Below are 15,488 nucleotides of genomic sequence, written 5' to 3' on the forward strand. Positions count from 1 at the left end.
CAGAATGGCTTTCGACGAGATCCGCTTTCCCGCGTCCCTGAGCTTCGGCTCGGTCGGGGGGCCGGAGCGGCGCACCGAGGTGGTGACGCTGGCCAACGGTTTCGAGGAGCGCAACACGCCCTGGGCCCATTCGCGCCGCCGCTACGATGCGGGGCTGGGGATGCGCTCGCTCGACGATGTGGAGCAGCTTCTGGCCTTCTTCGAGGCGCGGCGCGGGCAGCTTTCGGGGTTCCGCTGGAAGGACTGGTCGGACTACAAGTCCTGCCCCGCCTCGCGTGATCCGGACTTTGCCGACCAGGTGATCGCGGTGGCCGATGGCGTGGGCGCGGAGTTCCAGCTGGTGAAGACCTACGAGGCAGGGGCGAACCCCTATGTCCGGCCGATCAGGAAGCCCGTTCAGGGCACGGTGACCCTGGGGCTGGAGGGAGATCTGCTGCGGAAGGGAGTTCATTTCGATCTGGATGTGACGACAGGGCTCGTGACCCTCTACGAGGTGCCGCCGGAAGGGGCGCAGATCACCGCGGGGTTCGAGTTCGACGTGCCGGTGCGCTTCGACACCGACCTGATCCAAGTCTCGGTGGCGAGTTTTAGGGCCGGGACGGTTCCGAACGTGCCGGTTGTCGAGGTGCGTATCTGATGGCGCTGTCGGCCGAGTTCGAGGCCCATCTGCGGACCGGGGCAACCACGGTCTGCCGGTGCTGGCATGTGCAAAGGCGGGACGGTGTCGCCCATGGCTTCACCGACTACGACACGGCGCTCGCCTTCGATGGCATGGTGTTCGTGCCCGATGCCGGTCTGACCGCGAAGGCGCTGGAGCAGACGACCGGTCTTGCCGTGGACAACACCGAGGCCGTGGGCGTGCTGTCGGACGACAGCCTGAGCGAGGCCGATATCCTGGCCGGACGCTTCGACGGGGCGGAGGTGCGGGCCTGGCTCGTCAACTGGGCCGAACCGGCGCAGCGCATCCTCCAGTTCCGCGGCAGTCTTGGCGAGATCCAGCGGTCGGGCGGAGCGTTCCGGGCCGAATTGCGGGGACTTGCCGAGGCGCTGAACCAGCCGCAGGGGCGGGTCTATCAGGCGCCCTGCACGGCGATCCTCGGGGATGCGTCCTGCGGTGTCGACCTGAATGCGGCGGGCTATGCCACGACGGAGACCGTGGAGCATGTCGAGGGGCGCAAGCTGTTCCGCTTCGCCGCGCTCGACGGGTTCGACGACCGCTGGTTCGAAAAGGGGCGGCTGATCGTCGAGACGGGGGGCGCGGCGGGCATCGTCTCGATCATCAAGAACGACCGGCTGAGCGGCGAGGGCCGGGTGATCGAGGTGTGGGAGGCGATCCGGGCCGAGATCGTTCCGGGCGACATGATCCGGCTGGAGGCGGGCTGCGACAAGCGGTTCGAGACCTGTCGCCTGAAGTTCCTGAACCAGCTCAACTTCCGCGGCTTCCCGCACATCCCCGGCGAGGACTGGCTGATGGCCTATCCGAGCAGCGCCGACGACAATTCGGGCGGGAACCTGAAGCGATGAGCAACCCGGCGGCGGTGGCCGCGGCGCGGGCCTGGATCGGCACGCCCTACCGGCACCAGGCCTCGGTCCGGGGGGTGGGGGCGGATTGCCTGGGTCTCGTGCGCGGGGTGTGGCGGGCGGTCTGCGGGGCGGAACCGGAAGCCGTTCCGCCCTATGCGCCGGACTGGTCCGAGACGCAGCAGGACGAGCGGCTCTGGGCGCGGGCGGCGGCGCACCTGGTGGCGCGTCCGTTGCCCGATCTCGCGCCGGGGGACGTGATCCTGTTCCGGATGCGCAGCGGTTCCGTGGCGAAGCACCTGGGCATCGTCGCCGAAACCGGGTGCGCGGCCAGCTTCGTCCATGCCTACAGCGGGCACGCGGTGGTCGAAAGCCCGCTGAGCCTGCCCTGGCGGCGCCGCATCGTGGCGCGTTTCGCATTTCCCGACAGGAGGTCCTGATGGCCACACTCGTACTTTCGGCAGTCGGCGCGGCGGCCGGCGCCTCGCTTGGCGGTGGCGTGCTGGGCCTTTCCTCGGTGGTCATCGGGCGGGCCGTGGGTGCCACGCTGGGTCGGGTGATCGACCAGAGCATCCTTGGCAGCGGATCGCAGGCGGTGGAGACGGGCCGGGTGGAGCGGTTCCGGCTGACCGGCGCCAGCGAGGGCGCGCCGGTGGCGCAGGTCTTCGGGCGTACGCGGGTCGGCGGTCAGGTGATCTGGGCCACGCGGTTCAAGGAGACGGCGACGACCAGCGGCGGCGGCAAGGGCGCTCCGAGCGCGCCGCGGACGACGCGGTACGCCTATTCCGTATCGTTGGCGATCGCGCTTTGCGAGGGTGAGATCTCGCGCGTCGGGCGGATCTGGATCGACGGCAGCGAGGCCGAGCGGGAGGGTCTGAACCTTCGGGTCTATCCCGGCAGCGACGACCAGTTGCCCGATCCGAAGATCGAGGCGGTGGAGGGGGCGGGGATGGCGCCGGCCTATCGCGGCATCTCCTATGTCGTGATCGAGGATCTGGACCTGGCGCCTTACGGCAACCGGGTGCCTCAGTTCAGCTTCGAGGTGATGCGGCCGGAGCCGGCCTCGGGCGACCGCCTGCCCGAGGACCTGACCCATGCCTTGCAGGCGGTCGCGATCATTCCCGGCACGGGCGAGTATGCCCTGGCGACCACGCCGGTCTACTTCAGCGAGGAGCCGGGTCTTTCGCGCGCAATCAACGTCAATTCGCCGCTGGGGCGGACGGATTTCGCCGCCTCCCTCGAGGCGCTGACCGGCGAGCTGCCGCGATGCGGTGCGGCGTCCCTGGTGGTGTCGTGGTTCGGCAACGACCTGCGGTGCGGACGGTGCGAGATCCGGCCGCTGGTCGAGCAGACCGAGGTGGAGGTTCCGGCCATGCCCTGGAGGGCGGGCGGCCTTGCGCGGGCGGAGGCGGGGCGGGTGCCTCTGAAGGAGGGCCGGGTGGTCTATGGCGGCACGCCCACGGACCGTTCGGTGGTCGAGGCCATCGCGGCGCTGCGCGAGGCGGGGCAGGCGGTGACGTTCTATCCCTTCGTGCTGATGACCCAGCAGGAGGGCAACGGCCTTCCCGATCCGTACTCGGACGCGCCGGACCAGCCGGTGCTGCCATGGCGCGGACGCATCACGCTCGACATCGCGCCGGGGCGCGAGGGGACGTCGGACGGGACGGCGGCGGCGGAAGCAGAGGTGTCGGCATTCTTCGGGGCGGCGCAGGTCTCGGACTTTGCCGTGGAGGGAACATCCGTCGCCTATTCCGGACCGTCCGCCTTCGGGTATCGGCGGTTCATCCTGCACTATGCCCATCTCTGCAAGGCGGCGGGCGGTGTTTCCGCCTTCCTGATCGGTTCGGAACTGCGGGGGCTGACATGGATCCGCGGCGCCGGCGGCAGCTTTCCGGCCGTCGCGGCCCTGCGGCAGCTGGCGGCGGACGTGCGGGAGGTTCTGGGGCCGCAGACGAAGATCAGCTATGCCGCGGACTGGAGCGAGTACTTCGGCTATCATCCGAAGGACGGCTCGGGTGACGTGTTCTTCCATCTCGATCCGTTGTGGAGCGATCAGAACGTCGATTTCGTCGGCATCGACAACTACATGCCGCTGTCCGACTGGCGCGACGGATTCGACCACGCCGATGCCGCCTTCGGCTCGATCTACAGCCTCGACTACCTGACGGCGAACGTCGCCGGGGGCGAGGGGTTCGACTGGTACTACCACGCGCCCGAGGCCGAGGCGGTGCAGCTGAGAACGCCGATCACCGACGGCAGATACGATGAGCCGTGGGTGTTCCGCTACAAGGATCTGAGGAACTGGTGGTCGCGGCCGCACCACGACCGTCCGGGCGGCGTCCGTTCCGAGACGCCGACCGGCTGGGTGCCGGAGAGCAAGCCGATCTGGTTCACGGAATACGGGTGCGCGGCGGTCGACAAGGGCGCGAACCAGCCGAACCGGTTCGTCGATCCGAAGTCGAGCGAATCCGGGTTGCCGAAGTATTCGAACGGGCGGCGCGACGACTTCATGCAGATGCAGTACCTGCGGGCGATCAACGCCTTCTGGGGCGATTCCGCGAACAACCCCATCTCGTCGGAGTACGGCGGGCCGATGATCGACCTGTCGCGGGCCCATGTCTGGGCCTGGGACGCGCGGCCGTTTCCCTTCTTCCCGGGCAACACCGAGCTGTGGAGCGACGGCGAGAATCATGCCCGCGGCCACTGGATCACCGGCCGGGTCACCTCGCGGGCGCTGTCTTCGGTCGTGCGCGAACTGTGCGCGGAGTCCGGGGTGACCGCCGTGGACCTCGACCGGCTCTACGGCGTCGTGCGGGGCTATGCCTTGAACGATGTCGCGGGGGCGCGGGCGAAGCTTCAGCCGCTGATGACGGCTTATGCCTTCGACGCGGTCGAGCGCGAGGGGCGGTTGGTCTTCCGCACCCGCACCGGCAGGATCGACGGCGTGGTCGAAGAGGAGCGGGTGGCTGTCAGCCCGGACCTCGACGGCGACGTGGAGGCCCTGCGCGGTCCTGAGGCCGAGACGGCGGGGCGGTTGCGGCTGAGCCACGTGGCGGCCGATGGCAATTTCGAGGTGCAGACCGCCGAGGCGATCTTTCCCGACGAGCGCGGCATCGCGGTGTCGCAGACCGAGATGCCGCTGGTGCTGACCCGCGGCGAGGCCGCGGCGATCGTCGAGCGTTGGCTGGCCGAGGCTCGGGTCGCGCGGGACCGGTTGCGCTTCGCCTTGCCGCCCTCGGCGCTTGCGCTCGGGGCGGGGGACATCGCCGCGTTGCGCGGCGGGCTTTACCGGATCGACCGGGTGGAGCAGTCGGACCGGCAGCTGATCGAGGCGGTACGGATCGAGCCGGAACTCTACGAGCCGAGCGACGCGGTGGAGACGGCGGTGCGGCTGGCGCCTTTCGTCGCGCCGGTGCCGGTGCTGCCGGTGTTCATGGACCTGCCGTTGATACGGTCGGACCAGCAGCCCGAGGCGCCCTATCTCGCCGTCACCGCGCGGCCCTGGCCCGGATCGGTTGCGCTTTACGATTCGCCGCTGGAGGACGGGTTCGAGCTGAACGGGCTGATCGGCAGCGCGGCGGTGGTGGGCACCACGCGCACGCCGATGTACCGCGCCCGCGCCGGGCTGATCGACCGGGGGCCCGCTCTGCAGGTCAGTCTGCTTTCGGGCGCATTGGAGTCGGTAACCCTGTCGCGGTTGCTCGAGGGGGCGAATGCCATGGCGATCGGATCGGGGACGGACGATCTGTGGGAGGTGTTCCAGTTCGGCCAGGCCAATCTGCTCGACACCCGGCTCTACGCGCTGAGCCGGAGGCTGCGCGGGCAGGCGGGCACCGACGGGGTGATGCCCGACGAGTGGCCGGTGGGCAGCCGTGTGGTGCTGCTGAACGCGGCGGTCGGCCAGATCTCGCTGGCGCCTGCCTCCCTCGGACTGGCCCGCACCTACAGGGTGGGACCGGCGGGGCGGCCGGTGGACGATCCCGTTTATGTCCAGACACGACGTGCCTTCGATGGCGTCGGCCTGCGGCCCTATGCGCCCGCGCACCTCACCCTGCGCGCCGTCGGCGACAACATCGCCGCGACGTGGATCCGCCGCACGAGGATCGACGGCGACAGCTGGACCCGGGCCGAGGTGCCGCTGGGCGAGGAGAGCGAGCTTTACCTCCTGCGCGTCGTGCGCGACGGTGCGATCCTGCGCGAGGCCACGGTGGGCGAACCGGCATGGACCTATGGCGCGGCGGCGCGGGCGGCGGACGGGGCGGGCGACTCATTCGCGGTGGAGGTGGCGCAGGTTTCGGCGGCCTTTGGTCCCGGACCCTTCACGCGGCGGGTGTTCGGGCCGGAAAGCTGAGGGAGGGCGGCGAAAAGCATCGCGACGGGCTTTCGGTTTCCCGGCGGCAGCCTATCTGCTAGGATGCGGCGGCCAGCACGGAGGATGGAGCGATGGCGAAACGCAAGGAACAGGTCGCGCGGATCGATCCGGTCTGGTCGCAGATCACCGAGGAAGCGGGCGCGGCCATCGTGGTCGAGCCGCTGCTGGGCGGTCTGGTCCATTCCAGCATCCTGCACCACCGAAGCTTCGAGCGCGCGCTGAGCTTCCGGATCTCGCTGAAGCTCGCCTCGCCCGAGATGTCGGAACAGATCCTGCGCGAGATCTCCGACGAAGCCTTCGCGAACGCGCCGGAACTCGGCCGCGCGGCCCGCGCCGACCTCGTCGCGGTGTACGAGCGCGATCCGGCCTGCCACCGCCTGTTGCAGCCGCTGCTGTTCTTCAAGGGCTACCAGGCGGTCCAGGCCTATCGCCTGGGCCACTGGCTGTGGCGGCAGGGGCGGCAGGACCTGGCCTATTTCATCCAGGCCCGCGTGAGCGAGGTGTTCGGCATCGACATCCACCCGGCGGCACGGATCGGGCAGGGGATCATGATCGACCACGCCCATTCCATCGTCATCGGCGAGACGGCGGTGGTGGGCGACAACGTGTCGATGCTGCACTCCGTGACGCTGGGCGGCACCGGCAAGGAGGATCACGACCGTCACCCGAAGATCGGCGACGGCGTGCTGATCGGGGCCGGGGCAAAGGTGCTGGGCAACATCCACATCGGCCACTGCTCGCGCATCGCCGCGGGGTCCGTGGTTCTGGAGGATGTGCCGCCGATGAAGACCGTGGCGGGCGTGCCGGCGCGGATCGTCGGCGAGGCGGGGTGTTCGCAGCCGTCGATCATGATGAACCACCTGCTGAAGACGTTTCCGGAATAGGGTTCCGGCGTCGGGCCGGCTGAGGGTTCGGGATCGGGGGTTTTACACCCGTCGCCATTTTGCTTGCACCAATGGCGCAAAATGGCGACCCCCCGTAGGATGTTTTTTGAAGCAAAGATGTGAGGCGTGCTGGCACTATGCCAGCATGGCCATCGGCGCCTCGAGATTCCGCCTGATGGCGTTGAGGAGTTCCGCTCCGAGGGCGCCGTCGATGACGCGGTGATCGACCGAGAGCGTCACGGACATGACCGTGGCGATCTCTATCTTTCCATCCGTTACCACCGGCTTCTCCACTCCGGCGCCGACCGCGAGGATCGCGCCGTGGGGCGGGTTGATGACGGCATCGAAATTCTCGATCCCGTACATGCCGAGATTGGAGATCGCAAAGCTGCCACCCTGGTACTCCTGCGGCGCGAGCTTGCGGGCGCGGGCGCGGAGGGCGAGGTCCTTCATCTCGGTCGAGAGGGTCGAGAGGGTCTTGGTCTCGGCGTCGCGCAGGACGGGCGTGAAGAGGCCGCCCTCGATGGCGACGGCCACGGCGACGTCGGAGGGCTTCAGCTGCAGGATCCGGTCGCCCGCCCAGACGGCGTTGGCCGCGGGAATCTCCTGCAGGGCAAGGGCGCAGGCCTTGATGATGAAGTCGTTGACGCTGAGCTTGACGCCCCGGGCGGAAAGCTGGGCGTTCAACTGGCTGCGGAAGGCCAGCAGCGCGTCGAGCCGGATGTCGCGGCGGAGGTAGAAGTGGGGGATCGTCTGCTTGGCCTCCGACAGCCGCGCTGCGATCGTCTTGCGCATGCCGTCGAGCGGCACCTCGGTATAGGCGCGGCCCTCGTACATCGCGGCGACGGCCGAAGCGGAGACCGGTTTCGGTGCGGCTGTCGGAGCGGACGTTGTCGCGGCCTCGCGGGGCTGCGGTGCGGACGCCGGGGCGGCCTCGGCCTTTTGCACGTCGGCCTTGACGATCCGGCCCCTTGGTCCGGTGCCGGTGATCTTGGCGAGGTCCAGCCCCCTGTCGGCGGCGATCCGGCGGGCGAGGGGGGAGGCGAAGATGCGCTCGCCGTTGGTGGAAGGCGCCGCCGGAGCAGCAGGAGCGGCGGGCTTCGCGGCCGTCGGCGCGGCCTCCGCGGCGGGTGCCGCGGTCGGCTCGGAGGACGCTTCAGGTTTCGGGGCGGCGACCGCATCGGCGCTTTCGCCCTCGGCCAGCAGGACCGCGATGGGGCTGTTGACCTTCACGCCCTCGGTGCCCTCGGCGACCAGCAGCTTGCCGACGATGCCCTCGTCCACGGCCTCGAACTCCATGGTCGCCTTGTCGGTCTCGATCTCGGCGAGGAGGTCGCCGGAGGAGACGGTGTCGCCCTCCTTCACCAGCCACTTGGCGAGCGTGCCTTCCTCCATGGTCGGCGACAGGGCGGGCATGAGGATTTCGGTCGGCATGTCAGGACGTCTCCTCGAGTGTGATCGTGTCGAGCGCCGGTTTTGGGCGCTTGCCACGGTGCAGGGTGCGCACCGCCCGCTCGATGTCTGCGGCGTGATCGGCAAGCCACCGGTAGACGGCGCCGTGGCTGGGACGATCCTCCGCCACCAGCGTCTCGGGCAGCAGCGCCACCGGCCCGCCGTCGGAAAGCCGGATGCGGTAGGCGCGTCGCGCGATGTCCATGCCGTCGACCTGCATGGCCCTAGCGATACGTCACTTGGCGCACCGCCTCGACGACTTCCTTCGTCGTCACCAGCGCCAGCTTTTCCAGGTTCGCGGCATAGGGCATGGGCACGTCCTTGCCGGTGCAGTTGATGACCGGGGCATCAAGGTAGTCGAACGCCTCCTGCATCAGCACCGACGAGATGTAGTTGCCGACCGCGCCCTGGGGGAAGCCTTCCTCGACCGTGACGCAGCGATTGGTCTTCTTCACGCTCTCGACGATGGCGGCGGTGTCCATGGGGCGCAGGGTGCGAAGGTCCAGCACCTCGGCCTCGATCCCGTCCTTCGCCAGGATCTCGGCGGCTTCCAGGGCGTAGGTCATGCCGATGCCGAAGGAGACGATGGTCACGTCCGTCCCCTCGCGCCAGATCCGGGCCTTGCCGAAGGGGACGGTGTAGTCGTCCAGCACCGGCACGTCGAAGCTGCGGCCGTAGAGGATCTCGTTTTCGAGGAAGATCACCGGGTTCGGATCGCGGATCGCGGATTTCAGCAGTCCCTTGGCGTCGGCGGCGGAGTAGGGCATCGCCACCTTCAGCCCCGGGATCTGCGAATACCAGGCGGCATAGTCCTGCGAGTGCTGGGCGCCGACCCGGGCCGCGGCGCCGTTCGGACCGCGGAAGACGATGGGGCAGCCCATCTGACCGCCGGACATGTAGAGCGTCTTGGCGGCAGAGTTGATGATCTGGTCGATGGCCTGCATGGCGAAGTTGAAGGTCATGAACTCGACGATCGGGTTCAGCCCGCCGAAGGCCGCGCCCACGGCGATGCCGGCGAACCCGTGCTCGGTGATCGGCGTGTCGATCACCCGGCGCGCGCCGAACTCGTCCAGCAGGCCCTGGCTGATCTTGTAGGCACCCTGGTACTCGGCCACTTCCTCGCCCATCAGGAAGACGCGATCGTTGGCGCGCATCTCCTCGGCCATGGCGTCGCGCAGGGCCTCGCGCACGGTGGTCTTCCTCATCTCGGTGCCCGCGGGCAGGTCGGCCTCGACCACCGCTTTCGGCGCGGCGGGCGCGGGATGCTGGCGGGTCTCGGCCGGCATCTCCTCGGAACTCGGGGGCGTCGCGGCGGGGGCGGCCTGCTGCGCGGGGCCGTCGCCCTCCATCTCGGCGATGGGGGCGTTGACCGGCACGCCCTCGGTGCCCTCGGCGACCAGCAGCTTCGCGATCACGCCGTCGTCCACCGCCTCGAACTCCATCGTCGCCTTGTCGGTCTCGATCTCGGCGAGGATGTCGCCGGACTTCACGGTGTCGCCCTCCTTCACCAGCCACTTGGCGAGGGTGCCTTCCTCCATGGTGGGCGAGAGGGCGGGCATCAGGATCTGGGTCATCGCTCAGGCCTCCGCCAGAATGTCGGTGTAAAGCTCGTCGAGTGCCGGTTCCGGACTCTCCTTGGCGAACTCGGCCGAGGCGTTGACCACTTCCTTGATCTCCTTGTCGATCGCCTTGAGATCATCCTCGGACGCGTGCTTGCCGGTCAGGAGCATCTGGCGGACGTGTTCGATCGCGTCGCGTTCGTCCCGCATCTTCTGCACCTCGTCGCGGGTGCGGTACTTCGCCGGGTCCGACATCGAGTGGCCGCGGTAGCGGTAGGTCTTGACCTCGAGGATGTACGGCCCGTGCCCGGCGCGGCAGTGCTTCACCGCCTTGTCGCCCGCGGCCTTCACCGCCAGCACGTCCATCCCGTCGACTTCCTCGCCCGGGATGCCGTAGGCCGCGCCGCGCTCCCAGAGGTTCGGGGACTTGGACGCGCGCCTGGTCGAGGTGCCCATGGCGTACTGGTTGTTCTCGATCACGAAGATCACCGGCAGGTCCCAGAGTTCGGCCATGTTGTAGGTCTCGGCCACCTGACCCTGGTTCGCCGCGCCATCGCCGAAATAGGCGAAGGTCACCCGGTCGTTGCCAAGGTACTTGTCGGCGAAGGCAAGCCCCGCGCCGATGGGCACCTGGGCGCCGACGATGCCGTGCCCGCCGTAGAAATGCTTTTCCCGGCTGAACATGTGCATCGAGCCGCCCTTGCCCTTGGAATAGCCGCCCTCGCGCCCCGTCAGCTCGGCCATGACGCCGTTCGGATCCATCCCGCAGGCCAGCATGTGGCCGTGGTCGCGGTAAGAGGTCACGCGCTTGTCGCCTTCCTCGGCCGCGGCCTCCAGCCCGACGACGACGGCCTCCTGTCCGATGTAGAGGTGGCAGAACCCGCCGATCAGGCCCATGCCGTAGAGCTGTCCCGCCTTCTCCTCGAAGCGGCGGATCAGCAGCATCTCGCGGTAGAAATGCAGAAGCTCGTCCTTCGAGACATTCGCGGCGGCTTTCGCTTGGGCCATCGTCGCGGCTCCTCCGGCAGGGATAGTTCAGTGTTAAACTATCCCCCGCGGCCGCGCAGGAAAAGCCCAAATGCGCGTCGGCCCCGGCGTCAGCGCAGAACCACCTCGTCGGCGCGCACCAGCCCCAGCACGTCGCGGGCCTGCTCGTCCAGAAGATCGAGGTCCAGGTACTCGTCCGAGAGCCGCCGCGTCTTGTTCTCGAGCCGCGCCAGTTCGACGTCCAGCTCCTTCAGCTCCGCCTGCAGGATCCGCGCCTCGGCGTCGATCTGGATCCGCTTGAACAGGCCATAGTCGCCCTGCACGCTGGCGAAGGTGAAATAGACGCCCAGCACGAAGGCGAGGGCGAAATAGATGACGACGCCGATGGCGGGACGATTGCGGTTGTGGGTCATGCCGTGCCTCTTTCCGCCACTTCCGGGCGGTTCGGGGCACCTTCGCACAGGCCGGGCGCGATGGGAATCCCCTTTGCGCACCCGCCCGCCGGGTGTGGCGCCGGTTCCGCAGGCCGGACCGCCATGTTAGGCTGACCGCAACCCGAGGAAGACCGCCATGGACCGCTTTCCCGACTCCCGGCCCGAGTCCGACGACGTGCCGAACCAGCCGCCGCTCAGGGGCGACCTGGACCTCTGGCGCGGCGATCCGGCGCTGGCCGACCATGCCGCGGGGGCGGATCCCGCGCTGCGCGGCCACGCGCTCTGGCTCGGCCTCGCGGACACCCGCGCGCTGGCCCGCGCGGCCGACCGCCACCCTCCGGAACTCGACCTCTTCGACCGCGGCGGCCGCCGCCGCGACCGGGTGACGTTCCATCCCGCCTATCACCGCCTGCTCGACGCGGGCCTCGCGACCGGCTATGCGGCCCGGCCCTGGGAGGGCGGCAGGACGGGATACCTCGACCACGCTGTGATGGTCTATCTCCACAGCCAGGTGGAACCGGCCAGCTGCTGCCCGATGACGATGACCGCCGCCGCCACCGCCGCGCTCGACGCCGCCTCCGACTCGGCACCCGGGCTCGCGGCGCTCTGGCGTCCCCGGCTGACGGCCCGCGCCTACGACCCCGCGACGCGCCCGGTAGAGGAGAAGCGCGCCGCGACCATGGGCATGGCGATGACCGAGAAGCAGGGCGGCTCGGACCTGCGCGGCAGCTCCACGCGGGCCGAGCGGGAGGGCGACCGCTACCGCCTTCACGGCCACAAGTGGTTCTGCTCCGCCCCCATGTCCGACGGCTTCCTGACGCTGGCGCAGACCGACGCCGGCCTCACCTGCTTCCTGGTGCCCCGCTGGCTCGACACCGGCAACAACGCCATCCACCTGATGCGCCTGAAGGACAAGCTCGGCAACCGCGCCAATGCCAGCGCCGAGATCGAGTACCACGGCGCCGTCGCGTTCCGCCTCGGCGAGGAGGGGCAGGGGGTGCGCACGATCCTGCCCATGGTGCACCACACCCGCCTCGACACCGCGCTCGCCCCCGCCGGGCTGATGCGCGCGGCGCTGTGCGAGGCGAAGTACTGGTGCGACCACCGCACCGCCTTCCAGCGCCGCCTGGTCGACCAGCCGCTGATGCGAAGCCTGCTCGCCGATCTCGCGCTGGACAGTGAAGGCGCCCTGGCCGTGGGCCTCCACGTCGCCCGCGCCTTCGACGCCGGAAACGCGCCCCTGTCCCGCGTCGCCGTGGCGCTGGCCAAGTTCTTGAACAACAAGCTCTGCCCGAGCGTGGTGGCCGAGGCGATGGAGATACTCGGCGGCATGGGCTACGTCGCCGACACGCCGCTGCCGATGCTCTACCGCGAGGCGCCGCTGAACGGGATCTGGGAAGGCTCGGGCAACGTCATCTGCCTCGACATCCTGCGCAGCCTCGCCCGCCCCGACTGCGCCGAAGCGCTGGCCGAAGACCTCGACGCCGCCCTCGGCGTGTTTCCGGCCTACGACCGCGCCCTCGACGCCCTGCACATCCGCTGGCCCGGCCCGGTCCCCGAGGCCGAGGCCCGCGCCTTCTGCGAATCCGCCGCGCTCCTGCTCACCGCCGCCGCGCTGGTGCGCCGGGCCCCGCCCGCCGTCGCCGAAGCCTACTGTGCCAGCCGCCTCGACGCACCGCGCGGCCGCCTGGCGGGAACCGCTCCGGGGCTCGACACCGAGGCCATCCTCGCGCGGCTCTGACCGCCCCAGTCTCTTTCCCGCCGAAAACACTCAAGCGCGCCCGTACCGGCACCGGGCCACGGCATCGTCAGTCCCGGCCCGTCACCGTCAGCTCGCGGTATCCCGTCGCCGGATCCACGACCCGCCGGAACGTCACGCCGTCCAGCACCCCGAGCACGATCTCCGCCGTCGTGCGCACCGTCGCCCCCTCCAGCAGATGCCCCCCTGTGACGACCCCGGAGGCATCGCTCACCGCGACGTGCAGGTGCGCCCCGTCGGGGGAAAAGGTGCCTGACAGCGCCACGATCTCCAGCGGCTCCGCCAGCACCAGCGCCGAGTCCCGCCCCGCCGGACGCAGCCGCACGTTCGAGAGGCTCCCGACGGCGGCGGCCAGGAACCCCGCCGCCGCCCCGGATTTCGCAAAGGCCGCTTCCAGTCCGCCGCGCAGGTCCTCCCCCGGACCCAGGCGAAAGGCGTGGAAGACGGCCGCCACGGGGCCTATTCGGCGCCCTTGTAGATGTTCACCAGCTTGTCGAGCATCGCCAGCGCATCCTCGCGCGAGCGCTGGAACGAGTTCCGCCCGATGATCGAGCCGTTGCCGCCGCCGTCGCGGATCGCGCGGGCATCCTCGTAGACCGAGTCCTCGCCCTTCTTCGCACCGCCCGAGAAGACGATGATCCGCCGCCCGTCGAAGGCCGACTGGACGCAGTGCTTCACCCGCGCCGCCTGGGTCGCGACGTCGATGCCCTGCTCCTCGTAGACCTTCTTCGCCTCGGGCAGCATCAGATGGTCGGTGCCGAGCTTGATCTTGATGATGTGCGCGCCCAGCAGCGCCGCCATGTGGGCGGCATAGGCGGCGACGTCGATGGCCGTCTCGCCCTCCTTGGTCACGCCCTCGCCGCGGGGATAGGACCAGATCACGGTGGCGACGCCCTTCGCGGCCGCCTCCTTCCGCATCTCGACGATCTCCTCCATCATGTCGATCGCCATGTCCGACCCGGGATAGATGGTGAAGCCGATGGCCGCGCAGCCGAGCCTGAGCGCATCGTCGACCGAGGCCGTGACCGCCTGGTTCTTGCCGGCCGTCCCCGACATCAGCGAGTTGGCCGAGTTGACCTTCAGGATCGTCGGGATCTGCCCTGCGAAGGTGTCGGCCCCGGCCTCCAGCGGCCCGAGCGGCGCGGCATAGGCGTTCAGCCCCGCGTCGATGGCCAGCTGGTAGTGGTAATGCGGGTCATAGGCCGGGGGGTTCGGCGCGAAGGACCGGGCGGGACCATGCTCGAAGCCCTGGTCGACGGGCAGGATGATCATCTTGCCGGTGCCCTTCAGCCGCCCGTGCATGAGCATCTGGCACAGCTTTGCCTTCACCCCCGGCGTTTCGCCTTCGTAGTTGCCGAGGATCTGCTTGACGACGCGCGACGCTTTCATGGGGGCTCCTTCCCGAGATTTCCGTTTGCCCGTGGTTACGCAACCCCGCGCCCCCTGTCCATGTTGGTGGCGCTAACAGCCCGAAAACAGGCCCTTACCACCGAAAACGCGGCGCTTTCCCATCTTTGCTTCTTAAATATCCTCAGGGGGACGAGGCACGGATGTGCCGAGGGGGGCGGAACGCCCCCCACGCCCGAAGGGCAGATGGGACAAGGCCCCGCCCCGGCGGGGCCTTTCCGATGGATCACTCCCGTGCCGCGCCGAAGCGGGCGGGCAGGTCCTGGCCGATCCAGGCCTGCATGGCGAGCGTCGCGGCCGCGTCCTCGGCCGCGCTCCACGCCGTCCGGCCGTCGGCATCGGCACGCCGCACCCGTTCGTCGATCGTCTCGAGGATGTCCGCGCCCTCCGCGTCGCCGGCCGCCTTGGCGAGGATCGCCCAGAGCGCCGCGATGGAATAGGAGCGGATGCGGCCGATGCCCGACAGCCGCATCGCCGCCTCCTCGCGCATCAGCGCCACCTTCTCCAGCGCCGCGATCGGGTGCTGCACGTCGCCGACGGCGGCGGATTGCAGATCCAGCACCTCGGCGAAGGACAGCCGCCCCTCCAGCCGGTCGAGCAGCGCCGCCGCCCCGGCATTCCTCGCCTGCCCGGCGGTCAGCGCGAAGCCGTAGGCCGCGGCGGGTTCCGTCTCCTCCAGCGCCCGGGCCAGCGTCAGCGCCGCCGCGCCGTTGCCCTCCCGCGCCAGGGGTTCGAGCAGACGACGCCCGGCCGCGAGGCTCCTCGGCGCGCCCTCGCCGGTGACGAGCGCGGTGCCGACCCGGGCAAGGGTGTCGGCATCGAGGTCCGACGCGCCCTCGCCCAAGGCCTGCGACACCAGCGCGGCGGGCAGGGCGGCGCGGCCCGGGGCAGGGGCCAGCGAGACCACCGGGCGCAGGTCGTCGAAGGCGGCGCGGGCGTCGTCCGCGTAGCGCTCGAAGTCGAGGAAGACGTCGTCGTCCCGCGGATACCCGGTCTCGAGCACGATCCGGTCGGGCGACGCAAGGAAGGCCGGGACCGCGGCAAGCATCGAGTCGAGGAACGCCTGCTGCGCCTCGCTCAGCGGCGGGGCCTCGGCGGGCGGGGCAGACGGGG

The 15,488-nt window shown here is 69.7% G+C and carries 13 protein-coding genes and 1 pseudogene; 6 read left to right on the top strand and 8 right to left on the bottom strand.

Annotated elements, in window-relative coordinates:
• Positions 1 to 4: 4 nt before the first annotated feature.
• The 5 genes from A7B20_RS14825 to cysE all read left to right on the top strand — a co-directional run bounded on the left by A7B20_RS14825 (position 5) and on the right by cysE (position 6,777).
• On the top strand, positions 5 to 637 hold the full coding sequence (locus A7B20_RS14825) for a DUF2460 domain-containing protein (protein WP_102109363.1): 633 nt from the start codon (positions 5 to 7) through the stop codon (positions 635 to 637).
• Positions 637 to 1,524 (top strand): DUF2163 domain-containing protein, encoded by an 888-nt coding sequence (locus tag A7B20_RS14830; RefSeq protein ID WP_102109364.1) that lies wholly within the window; start codon positions 637 to 639, stop codon positions 1,522 to 1,524. Before A7B20_RS14825 ends, A7B20_RS14830 begins: the two co-directional genes overlap by 1 nt.
• Positions 1,521 to 1,961 carry an NlpC/P60 family protein gene (locus A7B20_RS14835; RefSeq protein WP_102109365.1) on the top strand — a complete coding sequence of 147 codons (441 nt, stop codon included), beginning with the start codon at positions 1,521 to 1,523 and terminating at the stop codon, positions 1,959 to 1,961. The genes A7B20_RS14830 and A7B20_RS14835 overlap by 4 nt, the downstream gene beginning before the upstream one ends.
• Entirely contained in the window at positions 1,961 to 5,872 is a 3,912-nt protein-coding gene (locus A7B20_RS14840; RefSeq protein ID WP_102109366.1) for a baseplate multidomain protein megatron, read from the top strand. The genes A7B20_RS14835 and A7B20_RS14840 overlap by 1 nt, the downstream gene beginning before the upstream one ends.
• A gap of 92 nt (positions 5,873 to 5,964) precedes the next feature.
• Positions 5,965 to 6,777, top strand: coding sequence for a serine O-acetyltransferase (cysE, locus tag A7B20_RS14845; RefSeq protein WP_102109367.1), 813 nt, complete (start codon positions 5,965 to 5,967; stop codon positions 6,775 to 6,777).
• A gap of 135 nt (positions 6,778 to 6,912) precedes the next feature.
• Here the strand turns inward: cysE and A7B20_RS14850 are convergent, their stop codons facing one another.
• The 5 genes from A7B20_RS14850 to A7B20_RS14870 form a co-directional block, all read right to left on the bottom strand.
• Positions 6,913 to 8,211, bottom strand: coding sequence for a pyruvate dehydrogenase complex dihydrolipoamide acetyltransferase (locus A7B20_RS14850; protein ID WP_102109368.1), 1,299 nt, complete (start codon positions 8,209 to 8,211; stop codon positions 6,913 to 6,915).
• 1 nt (position 8,212) lies between these two features.
• Complete coding sequence (locus tag A7B20_RS14855; RefSeq protein ID WP_172961025.1) at positions 8,213 to 8,434, bottom strand: hypothetical protein; 222 nt, start codon at positions 8,432 to 8,434, stop codon at positions 8,213 to 8,215.
• Between the two features lie 19 nt (positions 8,435 to 8,453).
• Positions 8,454 to 9,803 (bottom strand): pyruvate dehydrogenase complex E1 component subunit beta, encoded by a 1,350-nt coding sequence (locus A7B20_RS14860; protein WP_102109370.1) that lies wholly within the window; start codon positions 9,801 to 9,803, stop codon positions 8,454 to 8,456.
• A 3-nt stretch (positions 9,804 to 9,806) separates the two neighbouring features.
• Positions 9,807 to 10,796 carry a pyruvate dehydrogenase (acetyl-transferring) E1 component subunit alpha gene (pdhA, locus tag A7B20_RS14865; protein WP_102109371.1) on the bottom strand — a complete coding sequence of 330 codons (990 nt, stop codon included), beginning with the start codon at positions 10,794 to 10,796 and terminating at the stop codon, positions 9,807 to 9,809.
• Between the two features lie 89 nt (positions 10,797 to 10,885).
• On the bottom strand, positions 10,886 to 11,188 hold the full coding sequence (locus tag A7B20_RS14870; RefSeq protein ID WP_102109372.1) for an FtsB family cell division protein: 303 nt from the start codon (positions 11,186 to 11,188) through the stop codon (positions 10,886 to 10,888).
• Between the two features lie 157 nt (positions 11,189 to 11,345).
• On the opposite strand from A7B20_RS14870, the gene A7B20_RS14875 reads away from it, so the two are divergent.
• Complete coding sequence (locus A7B20_RS14875; RefSeq protein ID WP_102109373.1) at positions 11,346 to 12,950, top strand: acyl-CoA dehydrogenase family protein; 1,605 nt, start codon at positions 11,346 to 11,348, stop codon at positions 12,948 to 12,950.
• A 67-nt stretch (positions 12,951 to 13,017) separates the two neighbouring features.
• On the opposite strand, the gene A7B20_RS14880 is transcribed toward A7B20_RS14875, so the two are convergent.
• The 3 genes and pseudogenes from A7B20_RS14880 to A7B20_RS14890 all read right to left on the bottom strand — a co-directional run.
• Positions 13,018 to 13,422: a PPC domain-containing DNA-binding protein gene (locus A7B20_RS14880; RefSeq protein ID WP_102109374.1), complete on the bottom strand. Its 405-nt coding sequence runs from the start codon at positions 13,420 to 13,422 to the stop codon at positions 13,018 to 13,020.
• Positions 13,423 to 13,427: 5 nt separating this feature from the next.
• Positions 13,428 to 14,357 carry a class I fructose-bisphosphate aldolase gene (locus tag A7B20_RS14885; RefSeq protein WP_102109375.1) on the bottom strand — a complete coding sequence of 310 codons (930 nt, stop codon included), beginning with the start codon at positions 14,355 to 14,357 and terminating at the stop codon, positions 13,428 to 13,430.
• A gap of 244 nt (positions 14,358 to 14,601) precedes the next feature.
• Positions 14,602 to 15,488: pseudogene (locus A7B20_RS14890) on the bottom strand (hypothetical protein); the annotation flags it as partial.

Source organism: Oceaniglobus roseus, from assembly GCF_002869745.1.
Taxonomy (GTDB): Bacteria; Pseudomonadota; Alphaproteobacteria; order Rhodobacterales; family Rhodobacteraceae; genus Oceaniglobus; species Oceaniglobus roseus.